The organism is Gordonia sp. NPDC062954 (genome assembly GCF_044543825.1).
In the GTDB taxonomy this organism is placed as follows: domain Bacteria; phylum Actinomycetota; class Actinomycetes; order Mycobacteriales; family Mycobacteriaceae; genus Gordonia; species Gordonia tangerina.
Map to the genome: position 1 here is coordinate 56,347 of NZ_JBITWL010000026.1, position 20,417 is coordinate 76,763.

20 protein-coding genes are annotated in these 20,417 nt (G+C 66.0%); 11 read left to right on the forward strand and 9 right to left on the reverse strand.

Annotated elements, in window-relative coordinates; translation table 11 throughout:
- Positions 1 to 12: 12 nt before the first annotated feature.
- Genes ACIGKQ_RS20875 through ACIGKQ_RS20890 form a run of 4 tightly spaced genes read left to right on the forward strand, consistent with a single transcriptional unit; the run spans position 13 to position 2,318 of the window.
- Positions 13 to 378 (forward strand): ArsR/SmtB family transcription factor, encoded by a 366-nt coding sequence (locus ACIGKQ_RS20875; RefSeq protein ID WP_396574825.1) that lies wholly within the window; start codon positions 13 to 15, stop codon positions 376 to 378.
- The gene (gene arsB, locus ACIGKQ_RS20880) at positions 375 to 1,475 is read left to right on the forward strand and encodes an ACR3 family arsenite efflux transporter (protein WP_235726103.1); all 1,101 of its coding nucleotides are present in this window, start codon (positions 375 to 377) and stop codon (positions 1,473 to 1,475) included. The genes ACIGKQ_RS20875 and arsB overlap by 4 nt, the downstream gene beginning before the upstream one ends.
- Positions 1,468 to 1,905 carry an arsenate reductase ArsC gene (locus tag ACIGKQ_RS20885; RefSeq protein ID WP_235726104.1) on the forward strand — a complete coding sequence of 146 codons (438 nt, stop codon included), beginning with the start codon at positions 1,468 to 1,470 and terminating at the stop codon, positions 1,903 to 1,905. Before arsB ends, ACIGKQ_RS20885 begins: the two co-directional genes overlap by 8 nt.
- On the forward strand, positions 1,902 to 2,318 hold the full coding sequence (locus tag ACIGKQ_RS20890) for a low molecular weight phosphatase family protein (RefSeq protein WP_396574826.1): 417 nt from the start codon (positions 1,902 to 1,904) through the stop codon (positions 2,316 to 2,318). The genes ACIGKQ_RS20885 and ACIGKQ_RS20890 overlap by 4 nt, the downstream gene beginning before the upstream one ends.
- Before the next feature lie 54 nt (positions 2,319 to 2,372).
- Here the strand turns inward: ACIGKQ_RS20890 and ACIGKQ_RS20895 are convergent, their stop codons facing one another.
- Positions 2,373 to 2,900, reverse strand: coding sequence for an ArsI/CadI family heavy metal resistance metalloenzyme (locus tag ACIGKQ_RS20895; protein WP_235726106.1), 528 nt, complete (start codon positions 2,898 to 2,900; stop codon positions 2,373 to 2,375).
- Between the two features lie 101 nt (positions 2,901 to 3,001).
- On the opposite strand from ACIGKQ_RS20895, the gene ACIGKQ_RS20900 reads away from it, so the two are divergent.
- Positions 3,002 to 3,364: an Rv2640c family ArsR-like transcriptional regulator gene (locus ACIGKQ_RS20900; protein ID WP_235726107.1), complete on the forward strand. Its 363-nt coding sequence runs from the start codon at positions 3,002 to 3,004 to the stop codon at positions 3,362 to 3,364.
- A gap of 145 nt (positions 3,365 to 3,509) precedes the next feature.
- On the opposite strand, the gene ACIGKQ_RS20905 is transcribed toward ACIGKQ_RS20900, so the two are convergent.
- Positions 3,510 to 5,165 (reverse strand): hypothetical protein, encoded by a 1,656-nt coding sequence (locus tag ACIGKQ_RS20905; protein ID WP_396574827.1) that lies wholly within the window; start codon positions 5,163 to 5,165, stop codon positions 3,510 to 3,512.
- A gap of 358 nt (positions 5,166 to 5,523) precedes the next feature.
- Here ACIGKQ_RS20905 and ACIGKQ_RS20910 point away from each other — a divergent pair, with 358 nt between their 5' ends.
- Both ACIGKQ_RS20910 and ACIGKQ_RS20915 read left to right on the forward strand, forming a co-directional pair.
- On the forward strand, positions 5,524 to 6,459 hold the full coding sequence (locus ACIGKQ_RS20910; RefSeq protein WP_328714605.1) for an NADP-dependent oxidoreductase: 936 nt from the start codon (positions 5,524 to 5,526) through the stop codon (positions 6,457 to 6,459).
- A gap of 87 nt (positions 6,460 to 6,546) precedes the next feature.
- Positions 6,547 to 7,701, forward strand: coding sequence for an FAD-dependent oxidoreductase (locus ACIGKQ_RS20915; RefSeq protein WP_328714439.1), 1,155 nt, complete (start codon positions 6,547 to 6,549; stop codon positions 7,699 to 7,701).
- Positions 7,702 to 7,721: 20 nt separating this feature from the next.
- Here the strand turns inward: ACIGKQ_RS20915 and rsgA are convergent, their stop codons facing one another.
- Positions 7,722 to 8,789 carry a ribosome small subunit-dependent GTPase A gene (gene rsgA, locus ACIGKQ_RS20920; RefSeq protein ID WP_328714440.1) on the reverse strand — a complete coding sequence of 356 codons (1,068 nt, stop codon included), beginning with the start codon at positions 8,787 to 8,789 and terminating at the stop codon, positions 7,722 to 7,724.
- A 415-nt stretch (positions 8,790 to 9,204) separates the two neighbouring features.
- Between rsgA and ACIGKQ_RS20925 the strand changes: the two genes are divergently transcribed.
- Complete coding sequence (locus tag ACIGKQ_RS20925; RefSeq protein WP_396574828.1) at positions 9,205 to 11,400, forward strand: MMPL family transporter; 2,196 nt, start codon at positions 9,205 to 9,207, stop codon at positions 11,398 to 11,400.
- Between the two features lie 36 nt (positions 11,401 to 11,436).
- Here the strand turns inward: ACIGKQ_RS20925 and ACIGKQ_RS20930 are convergent, their stop codons facing one another.
- The gene (locus ACIGKQ_RS20930; protein WP_328714443.1) at positions 11,437 to 13,095 is read right to left on the reverse strand and encodes a UPF0158 family protein; all 1,659 of its coding nucleotides are present in this window, start codon (positions 13,093 to 13,095) and stop codon (positions 11,437 to 11,439) included.
- A gap of 214 nt (positions 13,096 to 13,309) precedes the next feature.
- On the opposite strand from ACIGKQ_RS20930, the gene ACIGKQ_RS20935 reads away from it, so the two are divergent.
- On the forward strand, positions 13,310 to 13,804 hold the full coding sequence (locus tag ACIGKQ_RS20935; RefSeq protein WP_328714445.1) for a hypothetical protein: 495 nt from the start codon (positions 13,310 to 13,312) through the stop codon (positions 13,802 to 13,804).
- A gap of 90 nt (positions 13,805 to 13,894) precedes the next feature.
- On the opposite strand, the gene ACIGKQ_RS20940 is transcribed toward ACIGKQ_RS20935, so the two are convergent.
- A complete protein-coding gene (locus tag ACIGKQ_RS20940; protein WP_396574829.1) occupies positions 13,895 to 14,155 on the reverse strand; it encodes a hypothetical protein in 261 nt (86 codons plus the stop codon).
- 457 nt (positions 14,156 to 14,612) lie between these two features.
- On the opposite strand from ACIGKQ_RS20940, the gene ACIGKQ_RS20945 reads away from it, so the two are divergent.
- Positions 14,613 to 15,350, forward strand: coding sequence for a DUF6319 family protein (locus ACIGKQ_RS20945; RefSeq protein WP_396574830.1), 738 nt, complete (start codon positions 14,613 to 14,615; stop codon positions 15,348 to 15,350).
- Between the two features lie 11 nt (positions 15,351 to 15,361).
- On the opposite strand, the gene ACIGKQ_RS20950 is transcribed toward ACIGKQ_RS20945, so the two are convergent.
- From ACIGKQ_RS20950 to ACIGKQ_RS20960, 3 genes are all read right to left on the reverse strand, one after another.
- Positions 15,362 to 15,958: a hypothetical protein gene (locus ACIGKQ_RS20950; RefSeq protein ID WP_396574831.1), complete on the reverse strand. Its 597-nt coding sequence runs from the start codon at positions 15,956 to 15,958 to the stop codon at positions 15,362 to 15,364.
- 100 nt (positions 15,959 to 16,058) lie between these two features.
- Entirely contained in the window at positions 16,059 to 16,940 is an 882-nt protein-coding gene (locus tag ACIGKQ_RS20955) for an exodeoxyribonuclease III (protein ID WP_396574832.1), read from the reverse strand.
- A 335-nt stretch (positions 16,941 to 17,275) separates the two neighbouring features.
- Positions 17,276 to 18,784: a protein adenylyltransferase SelO family protein gene (locus ACIGKQ_RS20960; protein WP_328714449.1), complete on the reverse strand. Its 1,509-nt coding sequence runs from the start codon at positions 18,782 to 18,784 to the stop codon at positions 17,276 to 17,278.
- A gap of 256 nt (positions 18,785 to 19,040) precedes the next feature.
- Between ACIGKQ_RS20960 and ACIGKQ_RS20965 the strand changes: the two genes are divergently transcribed.
- Positions 19,041 to 19,301 (forward strand): hypothetical protein, encoded by a 261-nt coding sequence (locus tag ACIGKQ_RS20965; RefSeq protein ID WP_396574833.1) that lies wholly within the window; start codon positions 19,041 to 19,043, stop codon positions 19,299 to 19,301.
- Positions 19,302 to 19,551: 250 nt separating this feature from the next.
- Here ACIGKQ_RS20965 and ACIGKQ_RS20970 read toward each other — a convergent pair whose 3' ends face one another.
- Positions 19,552 to 20,394 (reverse strand): hypothetical protein, encoded by an 843-nt coding sequence (locus ACIGKQ_RS20970; RefSeq protein ID WP_396574834.1) that lies wholly within the window; start codon positions 20,392 to 20,394, stop codon positions 19,552 to 19,554.
- Positions 20,395 to 20,417: the final 23 nt, after the last annotated feature.

A 20,417-nucleotide genomic window follows, 5' to 3' on the forward strand; every position in this document is an offset into this window, starting at 1 on the left:
GAATATTGACGCATGTCGAATCAAGAGCTTGCCCTGACCGCCATCGGGGGCGGTATGACCCCGGAACGGGCGGGGTCGTGGGCGCCGGCGCTGAAGGCGCTCGGGGATCCCGTGCGGCTGCGCCTCCTCGGCGAGGTCGCCGCCTCGCCCGGTGGCGAAGCGTGCGTCTGTGACATCTCGGGTCCTTTCGATCTGTCGCAGCCGACGATCTCACATCACCTCAAGGTGCTGCGGGAAGCCGGACTGGTGACCAGCGAACGACGCGCCACGTGGGTGTACTACCGCGTCAACTCCGACGCTTTGGCACAGCTCGCCGCCGTGCTGAGCGACCTCGCGGCCGTGGTGGGAGAGCCGACATCGTGTGAGGTTGCCGAGTGAGCGCGACAGACACCGCAGTCGCCGGACGGTTGTCGGTCGTGGATCGATTTCTGCCGGTCTGGATCGGGGCGGCGATGGTGGCCGGCCTGCTGCTCGGTCGGGGCGTCCCCGGTCTCGGCGACGCGCTCGCAGCGGTGGAGATCGACGGAATATCACTGCCGATCGCCCTCGGCTTGCTGATCATGATGTACCCGGTCCTGGCCAAGGTCCGGTACGACCGACTGGACTCGGTGACCGGAGACCGGCGCCTTCTGATCGGCTCTCTGGTGTTGAACTGGGTAATCGGCCCGGCGCTGATGTTCACGTTGGCGTGGCTGCTGTTACCGGATCTCCCGGAGTACCGCACGGGTTTGATCATCGTGGGGCTCGCGAGATGTATCGCGATGGTCATCATCTGGAACGACCTCGCCTGCGGCGATCGCGAGGCGGCCGCCGTCCTCGTCGCGTTGAACTCGATCTTCCAGGTCATCATGTTCGCCGTCCTCGGCTGGTTCTATCTCTCGGTGCTGCCCGGATGGCTCGGACTGGAGCAGACCACGATCGATACCTCCCCTTGGCAGATCGCCAAATCGGTACTGATCTTCCTCGGCATCCCGCTGCTCGCCGGCTTCGTGACCCGCCGTCTAGGGGAACGCGCCAAGGGCCGGGAATGGTACGAGAGCACGTTCCTGCCGCGACTGGGACCGTGGGCACTGTACGGACTGCTGTTCACGATCGTCATCCTGTTCGCATTGCAGGGCGAACAGATCACCTCCCAGCCGTGGGATGTGGTGCGAATCGCGGTGCCGTTGTTGATCTACTTCGCGGTGATGTGGGGCGGCGGTTTCGTCCTCGGCGCGGTGATGGGCCTGGGCTATGCGCGCACCACCACATTGGCGTTCACCGCCGCGGGCAACAACTTCGAACTTGCGATCGCGGTCGCGATCGCCACCTACGGCGCTTCGTCCGGTCAGGCGCTGGCCGGAGTGATCGGGCCGCTGATCGAGGTCCCGGTGTTGGTGGCGCTCGTCTATGTCTCACTCGCCCTGCGCAACCGCTTCACTGATCTGCGCCAGCCGTCCCTGGATCAACCGAAGGAGTCTGTTCGCGATGTCTGAGAAGCCGGCTGAGCAACGGCCCAGCGTGCTGTTCGTCTGTATTCACAACGCCGGCCGCTCCCAGATGGCGGCGGGCTTCGTCGCGGCGCTGGCCGGCGATCGGATTGAAGTCCGCTCGGCCGGGTCTGCGCCCGCCGAGACCATCAATCCTGCCGCCGTCGATGCGATGGCCGAGCTCGGCATCGACATCTCGGCCCAATCACCCAAGATCCTGACTTCGGAGACGGTGGAAACCTCCGACGTGGTCATCACCATGGGCTGCGGCGACGCGTGTCCGGTGTTTCCCGGTGTGCGTTACCGCGATTGGGCTCTCGACGACCCCGCCGGCAAAGGGGTCGACGCGGTGCGGCCGATCCGAGACCGAATTCGCGAGCTGGTCGTCGAACTCCTCGAAGAGTTCGACACCGCCGGCAAGCAGGCCTCGCGGTGAGTCAACCGCGGTCGGTGCTGTTCGTCTGTGTCAGCAATCGGGGCAAATCGGTGATGGCCGAAGGCCTTGCACGGACGTTCGTCGGAGGATCCATCGCCGCTTCCTCGGCGGGAACCGCGGCCAAGATCGGTGCTGCGCCCAATGATCTGTCGGCGGAGGCGCTCGCCAAGGTCGGCGCCGACATCACCGGACATACACCTCGTCAACTCACCGACGAACTCATGCGATCCGTGGACATGACTGTCATGGTCGGAACGTCGGCCGTGATCGATGCACCGGAAGGCATCGTGGTCGAGGTGTGGGAAATCGACGAACCGTCGTTGCACGGCATCGACGGGATCGAAAGGATGAGACGCATCCGCGACGAGTTGATCGATCGGATCAAAGACCTGTCGCGACGACTCGCTTCCTGATCCGGGCGGTGGAGCAGATGGCCGCCACCGCGGGCATCCGCTCCACTCATCAGGTCAGCAACACGCGGCCCGGGTATCGGCCGAGCTGTCGGCGGCCACGGCGTCGCTACTGCAACAGACCGAATCGCAAGTGATCTGCTCCGTGACGTCGTTCTGCGCCGGGCCGGCCTGCCTCGAATCGTTGTGCGCCAACTGTTTCGGGCTGTCACCGAACCGATCGGCGTCGGCGAGCACGGTGTAGACCTCCCACTTCTCCTCACCCGGGCCGGTCACCCACACCTTGTCCTGCGTGGCGAAACAACAGGTGGTGTTCATCTCCTCGTCGGTGAAAAGACCTGCGCTCGAGAGCCGCTCGATCTCGGCATGCACCTGCTCACTCGTCTCGACTTCCACGCCCAGATGGTTGATCGAGCCACCCCGCCCGGGGTTCTCCAGAAGTACCAGCTTCAACGGCGGATCGGCGATGGCGAAGTTCGCGTATCCCGGCTTGAGCTTCGCCGGTGCAGTGTCGAACAGCTTCGAGTAGAACTCGACAGCTTGATCCACATCGTCGACGTTCAGAGCGAGTTGCATGCGGGACATGACCTACCACCAATCTGGAGTGAGACATATATCGAATTACCGGACAGAATCCAGAGTGCCACCTTTTCGACATATGTCAATACACCGGGTAGGGTGAGTGGATGCCGAAGTCTCTGCCCGTCATCGATGTCAGCGCGCCAATATGTTGCACACCCGTCTCCGCGGCCCCCGTCGACGACGCGACTGCCCTCGAGATCGCACTGCGACTCAAAGCGCTCGCAGATCCGGCACGCATCAAGTTGCTGTCGATTCTTCTCGCCGACAACGCGGATGGGATCTGCACATGTGACCTCGCGACCGGCCTCGGGCTGACCGAGGCCACCACCAGCCATCACCTCGGCCAACTCCGTAAGGCAGGCATGGTGACCCCAGAGCGACGCGGGATGAACGTCTACTACCGGGCGCAGCCCGAATCGCTCAACGCGCTGTGCACGGTGCTCGGGACGTCGCCGAACTGCCGCTGATCCGGACCGCAATCTCCTCCGGTGGCGGGGAACGCGCGCCTTGATCCGTGCGGAACTGCGGGGACGCATAATCCAGTTGCCGGCCTGCGGGAAGTCGGTTGAAATCTCGTGTTCGCTGATACCCCTCGCCCCGAGGGGGCAGCTTCTAGGGGTGTCGGCAGCGTCGGTCGCGATAGAGGTACATCACTCCGGCGCGCGGTGTCGCCGACGGTCTGCAGAGGCCTGCGTGTGCTCGTCGCAGCCGTGCACGCAGAGCGTCGCCGACCGCCAGGGTCTCGGGACAGGTCAGGATTGGCGTGGCAGTTTCTGGGTGGGTGCCACTCGGGCGGGCGCCGAGCGGATCGTGGACTGGAGTGTCGTCCCTACCCAGTGCTTCGACGGGTTCGGGACGACGACACTCGGCGCGGCGGCCGCGGGGATCGTCACAAGGGGATGGCTCGGCTGTAGGGGATGTGACGTCGTCTGAGTTGCCGGCGCGCGAACAGTCGGCTGCCGACCCATCCCGGGACGACGGTTCGAGCGCGGTATCGTCGGTGAGAACAGTATCGCCCGTGCAACTTTCGGCGTCGCCCACTCGTATCTCGCACCCGCGGGCGCTGTCCTCACCGACACCGGCTTCATCGATGCCGGGCTGTTCTCTGGGCGCTTCGGCCGATGTCGCTTCGGCCGATGTCGTTTCGGGCGGTGTCGTTTCGGGCGTGGTCGTCGCTGGCATGGTCGGGCCGTGCGTGGCCGTGGTCTCGGGTGTGATCGCGTTGTCGTCGACCGCCACCGACGGGGTCGCGTCGGCGGCCCGCTTGCGGGTGCGGGCGGTGCAGGTGTCGTAGCCGCACTCGCAGTCCAGGCGCACGTCGGGGACGCTGTGGATTTCGGCGAGGGCGATGGCGCGTCGGTGTCCGACGCGGCGCGGGTCGCGGCGGCAGACCCGTTCGGCGATGAGGTCGGCGATGCGGTGTTGGAGGTGGATGGCGTGTTCGGCGCTCAGGCAGGCCGACATTTGCATGTGGCCGAAGGCTTCTTTGGCGAAGGTGACGTTCTGGAAGGCTTGAGCCACGTCTTCGCGGGCCTGGGCATGGGCGTCGGGGTCCAGACTGATCAGTGCGCTGTCGAGTTCGTCGCGCAGCACGGTGTCGGGGGTGGGCCGGTAGGCCAGTTCCAGGGCGATGTCTTCGAAATCGACGGGCGCGTCGGCCGGATCCTCGGGTGTCTTCTCGTCAACTGTGTCGTCCGTGGAGCCCGGGTCGTCACCCGTATCCGTGTCGTCGGTGCTCGCGTCGTCGTGGGCGCCGGTCTGCCCGTCTGTGGCGGGTTCGTCATCTGTTGTCGTGGGGGTGGGTCGGGGGCCGAGCGCTTCGTCGAGGATGTCGTTGAGGCGTGGTCGCAGGTTGCCTTTGGGGGCGGTCTGCGAGCTGGTGGCCAGTTCGGTGACGCGGTGGGTGCTGAAGTCTCCGGCGAGGTAGGCCAACCGGATTTTGGGCAGGTCGGCCAGCATGTGCGCCAGTGAGGCCCATTCGCCGGCTTTGCCGCGGGTGATGCCCAGTTGCAGGGAGATCTCGCCGATGGCGTATTTGTGGGCTGTGGTGTGGGAGCTGGAGTTGGCGTGTGGGCCTTGTCCGTTCATGCGGTCGTTGTAGGCGCGGTCGCCGATCATGCCGGCACCGAGCACGGTGCGGGCCTCGGATTGGCGGCTCAAGCGCAGCGTGTCGCGCACACCCTCGGCGTAGGCCATCTGTTCGGCGACACCATCGAGCGGCGCCGACAACACGGTGTCATCGGCGTCGTGATCGGTGAAGGAGAACACCAGACGACCCTTCTTTTGAGACGGCGGCGGCCAACGAATCAGGAACTACAGTCAGGCTAACGATGGGATCCGACAACAACGGTCCACCAGCATCGGAGGATGCGGCACCGGCGCGGCGTCATCGAACAAATCCAGAGTATCGACGGGGTACGACACGTTCGGTGCCACAGCGGCAGATCCGCGACTACAACCCACCAAGTCCTCGGCCGGACAATCCGATTCGCCGGGAGCGGTTCGAGTGCGCGTCACGGCTCGACGCTCGTTCTCGTGCAATGTGTCGCACTCTTGTCCAGTGGGTATCCACATTCGGCGTTACCTCTGGCTGTTGTTGTACTGGAAAGCGAGGATCGACACCAACATGCGCGCGATCACGTACTCCCGCTTCGGCGGGCCTGATGTCTTGGAGCTCACCGAATTGCCCGAGCCCAAAGTCGGGCCGGACTCAGTGCTGGTGCGAGTCCATGCCTCGAGCGTGAACCCCGTCGACTGGAAGGTGCGAGAAGGACACCTCGACCCGATCATGGACAGCGTATTCCCAGTCATCCCGGGCTGGGACGTGGCCGGAGTCGTCGAACAGGTCGGCCTGGACACACCCGAATTCCGCGTTGGCGATGAGGTGTTCGGCTACGTCCGCAAAGATGTGGTGGGCGGGACCGTCGCCGGCGGCACGTTCGCCGAGTTGGTCGCAGCGCCGGTCCGAACCCTCGCACACAAGCCGGCCACCTGGTCGTTCGAGCAGGCGGCTGCGGTACCTCTCGCCGGCCTTACGGCATATCAGACGACCCACCGCGCCGGTGTGCAGCACGACCACACGGTCCTCATCCATGCTGCCGCGGGTGGAGTCGGGTCGTTCGCGGTTCAGATCGCCCGATCGATCGGCGCGCGGATCATCGGCACAGCATCGGAGGACAACCACCAGTATCTGCGCAGCCTGGGCGCAGAGGCCATCACCTACGGTGAGGGCATCGTCGAACGTGTACGTGAGTTGGCACCCGAGGGTGTCGACGTGGTCCTGGACTATGTCGGCGGCGACGCGCTCGACCCGGTGCCCGACGTACTTCGTGACGGCGGAACGGTCGCCTCGATCACCGATGCCCGGGCGCGCGACGAGTTCGGCGGTCACTACATCTGGGTGCGCCCCGACGTCGCTGACCTCACCGAGCTCGCGCGCCTCGGCGACGCGGGCGAACTCGTGCCCGAGATCGCGGAGGTCTTCGACCTCGCCGAGGCCGCGGCCGCCCAACGGCGCAGCGAGTCCGGCCATGTCCGGGGAAAGATCGTCGTACGGATGTGACGACACAGTACGACCGTGGATACGAGACGCTTTCGTCGAGTCTGGTCACAACGTGTCGGCATCCGGCCGATTGGGTACCCGCATCAGGTGAATGACCGAGGGTTGATCGTGATCGGCAGCGGACCTGCCGGCGTCGCCGCCGCTGCGGCGTTTCGCGAGTATTGCGACGATGTGCCGGTACGGATGCTCACTGCCGATGTGGATCGGCCCTACTTCCGTCCACCGCTCAGCAAGGAGTTCTTGCGCGGCGGAACCGAGGACGTCAGCAGGGACGGTGCCGAGTGGTGTGCCGATCATGGCGTGGAATTGTTGACGGGCACGCGCGTCGACGCGATCGAGGTCGAGCAGCGCGTCGTTGTCGCGGCGGGCGCGCGGTACCCCTATACCGAACTGATCCTCGCGTGCGGTGCCAGTCCGACGCCGCCGCCGGTGCCCGGTGGAGATCTCGCGCACATACTGCGGTCACAGCGAGACGCGATACAACTGCGAGATGCGGCGCGTCGGGCAGATTCCGCGGTGGTCATCGGCGCCGGATTCATCGGGTGCGAAGCAGCGGCATCGCTGGCGATGCAGGGTCTTTCGGTGACATTGGTTGCACCAGACGAGTTCCCGCAGCAGAAACGCCTCGGCGCCGAAACCGGTCAGAGATTGGCGGCGCTGGTGGAGAAAGCCGGCACTCGGTTCGTCGGAGACACCAGGGTGCAGGAGATCACCGGCGACAGCGTCGTGCTCGACGATGGTGTGTCCGTGCACGCCGATCTCATCGTCGCGGCCACCGGCGTCGCACCCAACAGTGCTATCGCCGAGACCGGCGGGCTCGAGGTCAAGCACTCCCGCATCGTTGTCGACGCCGGGATGCAGACCTCCTGGCACGGCGTCTTCGCGGCCGGCGACGTGGCACTGGGCGTCAACACCACCGCGCGACGCCCGATCGCCATCGAGCACTGGCAGGATGCGACCAATCAAGGTGCGGTCGCCGGTCGGCGTGCCGCAGGGGCTGACGCGGCCTGGTCGCAGGTCCCTGGGTTCTGGACGACCATCGGCGACGAGACCCTCAAATATCACGCGTGGGGTGACGGATACGACCGCAGTCGACTCGTCGACCACGGCTCGGGTTTCACCGTCTGGTACGAGGCCGACGAAGCCGTCGTCGGCGTGCTGACACACAACGCCGACGACGACTACGACCTTGGGGAGAGGCTGATTCGCGACCGGAAGCCGGCGCCGGTCCCCATGCAGTGACCGGGTGGTCGCCGACGTGCTCAGCGGTGACGGTTGCCCGACCGGCGCTTGATGGCTCGTCGCATGCGCGCGATCTCCTTCTTGTTGTGTCGTTCCCGCTCAGCGCGAAGGCGGGCGTCGGAACGGGAGGCGACGTAGGCGTTCTCGCGGAGAAGTCGACGGTAGCTGTCGAGGCGGCGCTGGGGGATTTCGCCGGAATCCACGGCTGTCAGGACGGCGCACCCTGGCTCGACGGTGTGTGCGCAGTCGGTGAATCGGCAGTCGCCGGCCAGTTCGACGATCTCGGAGAAGGTCTGGTCGAGCCCCTCGTCGACCCCAAGAACACCAACACCCCGCAGTCCAGGGGTGTCCAGGAGGACTCCGCCCGTGGGCAGTGGCAACAACTCCCGCCAGGCGGTGGTGTGGCGGCCCTTGCCGTCACTGCTGCGCGCCGCCCCGGTCGCCAACCGGTTCTCGCCAAGCAGACAGTTGCCCAGAGTGGACTTGCCCACTCCGGACGGTCCGAGCAGAACGACCGTGCCCGCCAGCGCGCCGACCACGATGTCCATACCGTCGCCTCTGGTCGCGCTGGTGACCAGCACCTGCACCCCGGGCGCGACGCCCGACACCTCGTCCAACGCCTGCGGGACGTCGGCGCATCGGTCCGCCTTGGTGAGCACCACCACCGGAGTGCCGCCGCTTTCCCAGGCCAGCGCCAGTATCCGTTCGATACGTCCTGGCTTGATCGGATCTGCGAGAGAGACGACCACCACAACGGTGTCGACATTGGCGGCCAAAACCTGGCCCCGTGAGGTACCCGCCGCGGACGCTCGGACCACGGCGGTCCGACGCGGCACGATCGCCACGATTGTCGCGGTGTCGGTCCTGGTGGACGGTCGGAGTGCCACCCAATCTCCGGTGCAGGGTGTCAGCGATTCCGCTGCGGTGGATGGGGGAGATGCTGCCGCCCGCACCGGGCCGGTCTCGGCGACGACGTCGCAGTGCCCACGCTCGGCGCGCACGACCCGGGCCGGCACCAAACCGTGGGCGCGGTGGCCGGCGAACGACTTCTCGAGGTTCGTGTCCCAACCGAAGTCGGCGACGGTCATCTCGGGAACGGAAGTGAAATGGGTTGAGGGTTGATGGGTTTCGGGTTCAGGAAACACGGGAGATACCTTTGCCGGAGGGGCCTCCCGAGTCGGTACCCACGCCTGGCGAACTCAGACGGAACGAGCAGGATTCGTGGTGCGAGTCAGGATTGAGCCCGGGAAATGAGGACGAATGAGTCGCTGCACTCGGCAGCCCTACCGGCGGTCATCAACGCACACTCCTGGATCATGGCGGCGGACCCATCGCCTGCCGCGATGCCCACTCTAACGCCGCCCAATCGGATTCTCCACGGGTTTTCGCGGGTGTTCCCGCGCGGCAGTTCTACAAGGGTCAGGGGTGAGCCACGAATATCGAGGGAAAGTTTGGGTGGTTTCCCTGATTCTCTGAGCGGAGTCGCTACGTCACCATCAATGCATGTTCACGTCGGTGGCGGGATGGACGGTTCGCAATCGTTGGTCGGTGGTGGCCGGGTGGGCGGTCGCGCTCGTCAGTTGTGTTGTGTTGGCAGGGATCTTCGGCGGTGACTCGATCACGAACTTCGCCGACGACGAACGAACCGAATCCGGCCGAGCGCTCGCCACTCTCAACGCCGCGGCCGGGGGATCGGCGGCCGACGAGGCGCGCGTCGTTGTCTCGACCGCCCCGACCGTGCCCGGGGGCGTGCGAAACCCGGCGGTCCGGGCCGAGGTGGATGCGTTCCGTGAACGGATCACCGCCGTCGATCCCGACACGCAGATGGCAGACCTCTACACTGCCGAGGTCACCGGCGACACAGCGATCTCCTCGGACGCCACCGTCGGCTACACCACGCTGACCGTGCCAGCGCAATCTTATGGCGAGCGCGCGGATCTCGTCGCCGAGATCAAGGATGCATCATCACAGTTCGATGCCCCGGACAGCCGTGTGAACTTCGCGGGTGACTGGTTCGCCGACGAGGCACCGGCAGGCATGGGCGAGGCGATCGGCATCGGTCTGGCGATGATCATCCTGCTCATCGCATTCGGGACGGTCATTGCCGCGGGACTACCCCTGGTGACGGCGCTGTTCGGTGTCGGGGTCGGCGCGTCGGTACTCCTGCTATTGCAGAACGTGGTCGATACCCCGAGCTTTGCGGTGTCGCTTACCGCAATGCTCGGAATCGGGGTGGGCATCGACTACGCATTGCTCATCCTGACGCGATTTCGCGCTGCCCTGGCCGATGGCTGCGCGGTCCCCGACGCGGTGCTCGCCGCCATGAACACCGCCGGGCGATCGGTCGCCTTCGCCGGGGCGACGGTCACCATCGCCATCGCCGGTCTGCTGACCCAGGGTGGAGTGATCGGACCAACGATGACCCTCGCCGGGTGCGCCGGTGTGCTCGCGGTGATGCTGGCCGCCCTCACGCTGTTGCCGGCGCTGCTCGCGATCATCGGCACACGCGTCAACAAGCTCGCGATTCCGGGATTGCGGACCCGCCCCGGAGCCGACGGCGCGCTGGCCCAACGCTGGAGCCGGACCGTGCAGCGGCATCCATGGGGCGGGGTGCTGGTGGCCCTGGCGATCCTCATCGTGCTGACCATCCCGGCATTCGACCTGCGACTCGGCTTCGGCGATGCCGGCAACCGGCCGGCGCAGGACACCACCCGAATCGCCTACGACGATCTCGCCCGCGGTTTCGGTGCCGGCGCGAACGGGCCGCTGTACCTGGTCACCGAACTGCCTGACGGCGCCGGGGGAGTCGCCGAGCTCGACGCACTCGCCACCCGGCTCGAGGGCACCGACGGGGTCGCGACGGTGAGTCCACCGATCCCGCTGGGTCGCGTGGACGGCACTCCGGTGGCGATGCTGTCGGTCACGCCGACGACCGGCCCGCAGGATGCGGAGACGCTGGACCTGGTGCATCGCATTCGAGCCGATCTCATCCCGGAATCCGGATTGCCGGTGGAACTCACCGGCGCCGCCGTCGGCGGCAGCGACTTCGCCGAACTCACCCTCGACCGGCTACCGCTGATGGTCGCGGTAGTGCTGATCTGCTCGTTCCTGCTGTTGGCGTTGGCTTTTCGATCCCTTGTCGTCCCCACCAAGGCGATCGTGATGAACCTGCTCTCGCTGGGTGCCGCGTTCGGTGTGATCGTCGCGGTGTTCCAGTGGGGTTGGGGGATGGAACTCATCGGGGTCGGCAAGATCGGTCCCACCGAGGCCTGGGTGCCGATCGTGCTGTTCGCCGTCGCCTTCGGTCTCGCGATGGACTACGAGGTGTTCCTGGTTTCACGAATCCGCGAACGCTATCTGGCCACCGGCGATCCGACGACCTCGGTCACCGAGGGCCTCGCGAAGACGGCGCGAGTGATCACCGCCGCGGCCGCGATCATGGTGTGTGTGTTCGCGAGCTTCGTGTTCTTCGACGACCGCGGCCTCAAGGCGATGGGGCTCGGGCTGGCCACCGCAGTGTTCATCGATGCGACGGTGGTGCGAATGTTGTTGGTGCCCGCGACGATGGAGATCCTGGGTCGTCACAACTGGTACTGGCCGTCGTGGCTGTCGCGCGTGCCGTCCCTCGACGGGGTGCATCGAAGCGCCGTCGAGCCCGATGAATCCCCGGCCGTGTCGACACGCGCCGACGTCGGATAGACAGCGCGTCCATGCCGGTCGCCGGCGGTGTGTTGGTCATGTGGCCGAGCGCTCCTCGGAACGGTACCCCTTATTGCTCAACCACTGTCGCGCACGACCACGTTTACGTTCGGCGGAGAACATGCGATATCGGATGAATTCGTAGCCCGAGTCGAACAGCACGTCTTTGAATCGACGAAACGCGCCTTTGCCGGCCAGCGCGATGCTGAGCTTCTCGACGAGCGCCTCGTCGACCACCGAATCGAGGAAGTCCTCCATGTCGCGGTAACCCGACCGAGATCCGGTGTTCTCGACAAAGAACCAGCGGTCGGAATCCTCCAACTCGTCCTCATCGAACATGTCGCTGCCCACGTCGTCGAGCATGCTCTGCTCCCACGGCATACCGGTCTGGAGGTCGATGTACCCGTCGCCATTGCGCAGATCGCCCTCGAGGAGATCGGCGATGTCTTCGAGAGTCACAGCGATCGGTCGGAGCATGGGGGTGGGCCCGCCGAGGACGCCCTCGAGCTGCGCGGCGAGCTCGTCGTCGCCGTCCCAGCCCCGGGCACGCAGCGCGTTGGCACACTTGGCGGCCACGTCGTCGGCCCCGGCCACCTTGTTCTCGACGGCCGAGGTCACCGCGTCGCCGACGTATTGCAGGACCGCATGCACGGGGCGTTGCTTCAACAGGTCGACGAGTTCCGGGCCGGACGCGGCGACAGCTCGCCGGAGTTCCTTCAACGACGCATCGTCCCACGCCCGCCCAGACTGGTCACCGGTGTCCGGCGAAGGCGTTGTGGGCCTGCCAGATTCGAGTCGCTGCCGCAGCCACTCCGTCACGTCGCCGACTGCCGCAGTCGCGATCGGGGTTGGATGCCCGGTGAACCCATGCGGCACACCAGGGTAGATGCGGATGTCGACATCGTTGTCGGCGAGCGCGAGCCGAGCGGCCATGGCGATGTTGTCGTCGAGCAGGACGTCGCGCTCGCCGACAACAAGCAGCACCGGGGGTAATCCCGACAGGTCGGCGAAGACGGGCGAGACGTCGGGGATCGTCCGGTCCGATACGCCGCCCACATAGGCTTCGAGAAAGTACTCGTCGCAGATCAACCGGCCGGCCGGCGTGGTGGCGCTGAGGTCCCAGGTGCCGAAGTGCAGGGCGGCGCCCGCGACGTGGTGTGCCAGTGAATGATCGCGCAGCCGGAGCAGCGTGGTCACCGCAAGCGTCGCACCCGCCGAGAATCCACCGATCGTGATGCGGTCTGTGCCGAAGCGGTCGTGGGCGCAACCGATCAACCACCGCATCGCGGTCTCGCAGTCGTCGGGTGCGGCCGGCCACGGGTCCTCCGGCGCGAGCCGATACTCAACACCCACGACGACGCTCCCGAGCTCGTCGGCGAGCCGGCGGTTGCCGAGGTCGTCTTGGACGGCGGAGCCCAGATAGAAGCCGCCTCCGTGGATGTTCAGGTGAATGCCGCGGACCCGGCCGTCGGTGGGTGGGATGATCCGCACAGGCACCGACCGGCCGTCGACCTCCACTGTCTCCACTGTGGCGTGCGCGTCGGGAACGGCACGCACCTGTTTGCGACGGGCCGCCGCGAGTTCGTCGCCGTCGCGTGGCCCGCGACCGGTCGGCGTGTTCCGGTAGTAGGCGAGTGACTCGGCGAGATCGCCCTCGGGCACCGGAACCGCGATGTCGCTCATCCGCAGTTGCATGCGAGCACCTCCTCCGAATCCCTTCTACCCGGACAGCGGGCGAGCATTCAACGTGTTGCGATGAGTCGGGAGCAGCACCGCGTTTTTCAGCCGGATGGAGCTCACCGACCTGGGCGACCAACAGTTGTGCACACCGCCCGGAGGCCACCGTCGATCTCCCGTACCGTGAGCGTGCGGATCTCGACCCGCCGGACGCTCAGACAGGAGACTTGCTGTGGCCAACAATCAGTCGCCGGCCCCATGGCCGCTGAAGGCTCGAGCAATCAGCGAATCCACCGACCACGGCATTCGCGCGGTGCGCGCACACGACCTCGCCGGCTTCGCGGAAGCCCTCGAACAACTCGCCATCCACCCCGAGGCCCGCGAGGTCCACGCCCACATGGTCCGCGAACTCATCGAGACCCGATACCAGGACGGTGTGACCGGTGACGATGTCGCCGATGTGCTGTCCCGCACGGTCGGCGACTCCGGCGCCTGGCATGCACCAGTCGATCCGTCGGCCGTGGTGGTGGTGCTCACCGGCAGTCTGGGCGTGGCCGAACGTTCTGACGATGACGGTCCGCCCGCGACCATCCCGCCGGCTGAGCTCAACGGCGCGGCGATCCTGGTGATCGCCCACCTCGCGGCCGATGCCGCAATCGATCATCAGCAGTATCTGGTGCGTGCCATCGAGGAGATACGCCGCGCTCAGACGGTGGAGATGCCCTGAGCAGTTGCGCAACAGCCGGTCCCGCTCAGCGTCGCTGTGTCGGTCGCCGACGCTGTCCGGTTCGCGCCGACGTGGAGCGTTCGCGCACTGTCACCGACATGCTGACGTAGGTACCACACCAGCATCAGTGCCGACGCAGTGCCATGAAAGCCGTAGCACCCAGATCGGTCCGGGCGGCAGGCTGAACACGTAGATCGCGTAGATCGCGTTGCCGAGGTTGGCGAGCGCGATGTTGCCGATGCTGTAGGACGAGAGGTCGCGGGTGCGACCCGCCTTCCACAACATCGGCAAGGCGGACACCACGAATACGGCCGTCGACACGCTGCCGGCCAGAGTCACCACCGCAGTCATCGGTGTACCCCCGTCGATAGCGCCAACGGCGTGTCATCGTGTGCTGATCTGATCATCTCGGTCTCCTGTCTCCGTGGTGCGACGCGCTACGCGCCGATGCACCAACCATCGACTCCGGCCGTCACGAGGGCATCGGGAGTTGTTCCCTATCTCGCCGCCCGCGCCGGACACCAGAGTCGGTGCCGTGTCATACCGTCAGCACCATGACCACTTGGGACGCGATCACGGCTGCCGCCGGCCTCGCGCTGGGCGGCGAGCCGGACCGAGGCAGATGGCTATCTGAGGCAGGGCAAGACCGCCCTGGCGCGCGAACATGCGGCCGTTGGTGTCGCCATGGCCGATCTTCTACCCGACGACGGCTACGGGCGGCTCATCCGTGACGGGCTCGATCGACTGGAGACCCGGATCGAAGATGTATCGGCCGAACACCCGAGGTGAAGCGATCACGTTCGCACACATGTGCGACGATGATCGGGTGACTTCGCGCAGCAAAACCGGACTGACCGCCGACGACCTCGAATCCCTGTCCTCGAGTCTCGCCGCAGGCAAACGGGTCACCGTCTACCTTCGCGATCCGATGCCTGCCCTCGGACTCGAGGCCGGGGTATCGGCGCGCGTCCTGTCCATCGACGGCGCCACCGTGATCGCGAGCCCGAAAGGTGTGGACGATCAGCTGCCGTTCGAAGCCGATGAACTCCATCGGACTCGTGCGGCGGCAGCATCTGCCACCGCGCCGCAACCGCGCGCATCGTCGGCGGGGCACGCAGCTCCGCCTCCGGCACCGGCGAAGTCGCCACGAAACACACACCGCACGGCCAAGCCGCCTGCGGAATCGACGGCCGCGAAGTCACCCCGCGAGCCGGCACCGCCGACCGCGGCAGCCAAGACGACCCGCCGCGCCAAGCCGGGCACAGCAGCCGTCAGTGTCACCGTGACAGCGGTCGATGCGACCACCTGGAAGGTGTCGGTGATGCATGGCACCAAGAAGCTGGGCAAGGCCACCGAGGTGACCGCCGACCGGGTGGCGAACGCCATGCGGGAACTCGGCGACACCACCGCCATCTCAGCGGTGGACGACGTGATCGAGTCCGCACGCGCTGCCGCACAGAAACGCATTGACGAGCTCAACGACGAACTCGAGACGGCGCGCGCCGCCTTGGCTCAGCTCGACGATCGCCTCGGCAACAGCAGTTGAGACAACCAGTGTCAGGCTGACTCCATTGCCCGCTTCGCCTTTTCCAACGCGGCGAGCGTACGCAACACGGACTCGCGTTTCGCCGTCAGATCGGACACCTTCGCCTTACCGCCGAGACCGGATTCTTGCTGCGCGACCGCGAGACGGTTCTCGATGTCAGTGAGCTGCGCCAGCAGGCCCTCGGCTCGGTTGACGAGTTCGGCGCTGTCGGGGCGGGAGATATTCGTGGGTCGGGTGCCTCCGGACGCGGCGACCGGGGGCTTGTCAGCCGGCGCCTTCGCGGCGGTCGTCGCAGCGGGGGAGGCGGATCGGGTGACCGCGGTTCGCTGCCTGGACCGTGACGCTCCCCGGGACGGCGTGTGAGTACGGGTTCGGGTCAGCTCTGCCGACGCCGCGCCGGCCGCGACCCGGTGCGCGCGCTCCTCCTCATCGTCGGACTCCACCGAGCCACCCAACGGACGCAGACCGTAGAAGCCGACGAACTCACGAGCCGCGGCGATCGTCTGCTCTGCGGTGCGACAGCGCCCGCACCGCGGTTCATCGCGGAAGTCCGCGACGTCCTCGTCGGACGAGCACCACACGCATTCCTCGGTGGTGACGTCGGTCATGGAAGCACTGGTAGCGAGGGAAGACACGGGTGAACATAGTACGACACATGGCTTTTCGCTTCGCGCCGGGGGTTTCGCTGCACCGTACCGCGGCGGCCGGTTATCCGGACCGGAGCTGATCCGGGTCCCGGTAGGTCACCACCAGCGGAGCGTGATCAGACAGGCGGTCGGCCGGCGACAGCCCTTTGTCCACCACGACATCGATCGCCCGGCGTGCGAGGCCGGGCGTCGCGAGCTGGTGGTCCACACGCCAACCCACATCCTTGGTGAAGGACTGACCGGCCCAGCTCCACCAAGTCAGTGGCCCGGGTCGTTCGCCGTACACCTGTCTCACCACGTCGACGAGCCGACGCGTACCCAGGATCGAATCGAACCACGCCCGGTCTTCGGGTAGGAAGCCGTCCATGGTGCGAGCGGCACGCCAGTTCGTCACATCGTGTTGTGTGTGGGCGATGTTGAGGTCGCCGGCAAGCAGGAATTCGCGCCCCGCCCGCAGCGCCGCGAGACGGCTGCGCTCGAGCTCGCGCGCGAACGCCGTGAGGAAGCGCTGCTTGCGCGCATACTTGGCGCCGCCGTCGGGCGCGTCGCGCATCGCCCCCGGCCGCTGACGGTCTCCAGGCAATCCGCCCTTCGGTAGGTAGAGACAGGCGATCGTGACGGGCCGGTCGGCCAGGTCGACCTCGATGTAGCGGCCGTGGGTGGCGAACTCGCCAAGTCCACGCGCGCGCGGTGGGTGGGTCACCCACGTCCGCACGGCCGCGGGCGACAATCGTGTGAGCACGGCGACCCCGTTGCGACCGGCCAAGGACCCGACATCGGCGGCCACCGAATAGCCGGGGAAGTCACCGAGGTCAGACATCCGACAACGTAATTCCTGAATCGCGACAATGTCGGGGGACCGCTCGGCGAGCCAGCGATCAAAGCCACGACGACGCGCCGCCCGAATCCCGTTGACGTTGAACGAAACGACCGTGAAGGACATCAGGCCATCTTGCCAATCCTTCACTTTCGGGCAAGTAATTCAATTTGCAGTCATGCCCACTTCACTATGGTAATCGTGGGTTGTCGGGGTTTCAGTTCCGGATTGCTCGAAGACATCTGACCCGAGTTGCGCGCATTCGGTACTCAAAGGTGTTCCTGTGCAATCTGTTGGGACTCGCAAGCTTCCGGCGCCCGCACGCGCGCACCAATCATCATTCAGAAAGGCATATCCATGCTCATCGGAATCGTCGAAGCAATCAGAGACCTGCACGTCGGTGCCTATGATTTACTGCTCGCGCTGCTTTCCACCGGTAGCGCCGGCAGTAGCTAGCACGATCACGTCCCGCAGAACGTCTGGAAACTGTCGCTGAAGGACGCCGGGGCTGGCCCAGCGAAGTGCTCCCACTCGGTGCGCGGCTCGAACGGATGCGTGACAGCGTCCATCAAGCGCTCGAACGGCGTCAGGTCGCCGTCGGTGGCGGCACGTAACGCGAAGTCCACTTGGTGGTTGCGCGGGATGTAGAGCGGATTGATGCGGTCCATCGCGGCAGCCGTCTGCGCTCGATCGCGCCCGAGCCGATCCAGAGTTGCATGCCAGCGGTGCAGCCAGGGGTCTACGTCCTCGCGGGGGATGGCGTCGACCAGCGCTGTCGGGTCGCCTCGAAGCTCGGACGCGAGTGCACGGAAGGCTCCCGTCCAGTCGGCACGGTGGGCGGCCATCAGGGTCACCAGGTCGTCGACGAGTTCTGGCTCGCCGAAAGCGTCGGTCAGCCCGATCTTGTTCGCCATCCCGGCGAGGAAATGCTGCTGATACCGGGCGTCGAAGGTGGACAACGCCGCGGTCATCACGGCGATCGCCTCGTCGGCCGTCGGACCGGCCAACGGAAGTAACGTTTCGGCGAAACGCGCCAGGTTCCACTTCACGACGTCGGGCTGATTGGCGAAGGCGTAGCGTCCGCCGTGGTCGATGGAGCTGAAGACCGCCGCCGGGTCGAACGCGTCGAGGAAGGCGCACGGACCGTAGTCGATGGTTTCACCGGAGATGGTGGTGTTGTCGGTGTTCATGACGCCATGGACAAACCCGACCAGCATCCAGTCGGCCACCAGGGCGGCCTGCCGCTCGAGCACCGCCTCGAAGAATGTGAGGTAGCGGTTGCCACTTCCCTCGGGCGCGAGCCCTAGCAGGTCCGGGTAGTGGCGATTGATTGCGTAGTCGGCCAATGGCTGGACCAGCTCGGTGTTGCGGGCCGCGAGCTCGAAGGTCCCCACGCGGAGGTGGCTGGCGGCCACACGGGTGAGCACAGCGCCGGGCTCGAGGCGGTCGCGGCGCACATCTCGGCCGGTCGCTACGACTGCGAGCGACCGGGTGGTGGGTATACCCAGCGCGTGCATCGCCTCGCTCACCAGGTACTCGCGAAGCATCGGACCGACCACCGCGTAACCATCACCGCCACGCGAGAACGGCGTCGGACCAGAACCCTTGAGCTGCAGGTCGACTCGATGGCCGTCCAGGTCGATAAGTTCACCGATAAGCAATGCGCGACCGTCCCCGAGCAGCGGGGCGTAGTTGCCGAATTGGTGACCCGAGTAAGCCGTGGCGACCGGATCGGCGTCCGCCGGTGCCGCCGCACCCGACAGGAGCGCGATGCCGTCATCTGCGCGCAACGCTGCCGCGTCCAGCCCCAAGGCCTCGGCCAGTTCGTCGTTCAGCACCAGCAGCCGGGGGTCGGGCACGTCGGCGCCCTTCCACGCCACGGTCAGCGGCGGCAGTTCGTCGGCGAAAGTGCGCTCGAAGCCGGTGATCGCGGGGCTCGTGCGGGTGGGGGAGTCGGGACCTGCAGACACTGCTCCAGGGTAACCACATCAGGTGGAGGGCGACCGGTCTGAATCTTCGCGGCGGCGGAGGACGTCGTTTGCCGCTTCGAGGACGGCGAGTGGCCTGGGGGCCGGCTGACGGCATCGCTCCGAGTCTGTACGAGAACGGGTCTGGTCACGGGTCGTCGACGATATTCCAGGCGTGCACGAACATCTCGCCAGCCGCGCGCGGGTGGGCACGGTTCGTCGTCAAGGAGCAAGGTGATCAGGATGAGATCATGATGGCATGGGCACTCATGACGATGAGCATCTATTGCTGTTGAATGCGGCGGTCGCCGTCATCGCCGACGGGTTGCGGTTTTTTGACATTGTCACGACGCCTGGGGCAACCGAAGACGACGTGATTGCACTACTGAAGCGCACTTGCGGATTCGATGATCTGCAAACGGCGTTCGTTCTGGCCATGCAGGCCCGAAACTTCTCGGAAGTCAAGGCGCAGATGCTGGCCTTGGAGCTGTCGGAAACTTCAGGATGTACAGGGCCATGAGGAAGGTCGCGGACGCTGGACAGCCAAGGCTCATCGTGAGGCAACTTGTGATGTGAAAGAAGTCGGAAGCGAGGTGGACCGTCTTGGCCACACGTGCCTCATGTACAACATCTCTCTCCTTCGGACGAACGCACTTGTCACAGCTCGTCAGATCTGGTGATAACCGATGCCCCCTCGTCGGCTTCGACCTCCGACCGCAAGTCAGCATACGGACACAACACGCCAAGAGTGGCAAGTCCTCAATGCCTCCTCAGGCGGCGTCAAGCGTTGCGATCGATCCGTCGGTGTATCGAATATGGTTGTGCTGCAGCGCATTTCCGATTCTCGCCATTAACTCGACACACGGCCAGAGCGACCCTGGCACATCGGCACCGCGGACTGTGGGGACGTCGAAACAGGTCACCTCGGTGAGCGTGGACGACCGCCATCCGTCGCCGCGCAGCCATTGCAGATCACGACTGCGCGTGAGGGGAGCCAGCATCAGTCGGCGCGGACCCTCGTTCGTGACCGCCCGGGACGCATCACCGTGCTCGGTTGTCTTCGTCCACCACAGCACGCCGTCGACGTCGACCTCGGGCATCGTCGCTCCGCCGGGGAGGCTCTCGCGAGCGCGGATCGGGGACTTGCTGAAGACGAACAATCCGCACCCGCCTATGCCCGTCAGGCTTCGCGCGTCTCCTGGCGAAACCTCGATCGATGCGAGCGCGTCATTGACCGCTTCGGGCACCCAAACCGGCGTCAGACTCTGCAACACCTCGACCGCTGTGGTCGAGTGCATCAGGTTCCCGCCGAGCATGCGGCAGAGCGCGTCGTTGTCGAGTTGCTGTGCCGCGACCTCGTCGAAATCAGCATGACCTGGACCGCGCCCGGCGTCGGCAAGCGCGTCCAGCTCAGCTGCGTATGCGGTGTCGCGTGCACCGACCATATGGATGTATGCCGTCCATTCCACAGACAGATCGCGATACGCCTGGGCCAGCTCCAGATGTATCCGCGGCAGCCCGGTGGACAACCACGGACGTGCGCGATTGCCTTCGCGCCTGCCGTGTGTGCGGCCTCGTCGGCCCGGTCTCGGTGTGCGATATTTGCTCGACATGCGGGCAACAGTAGGGCCATTGG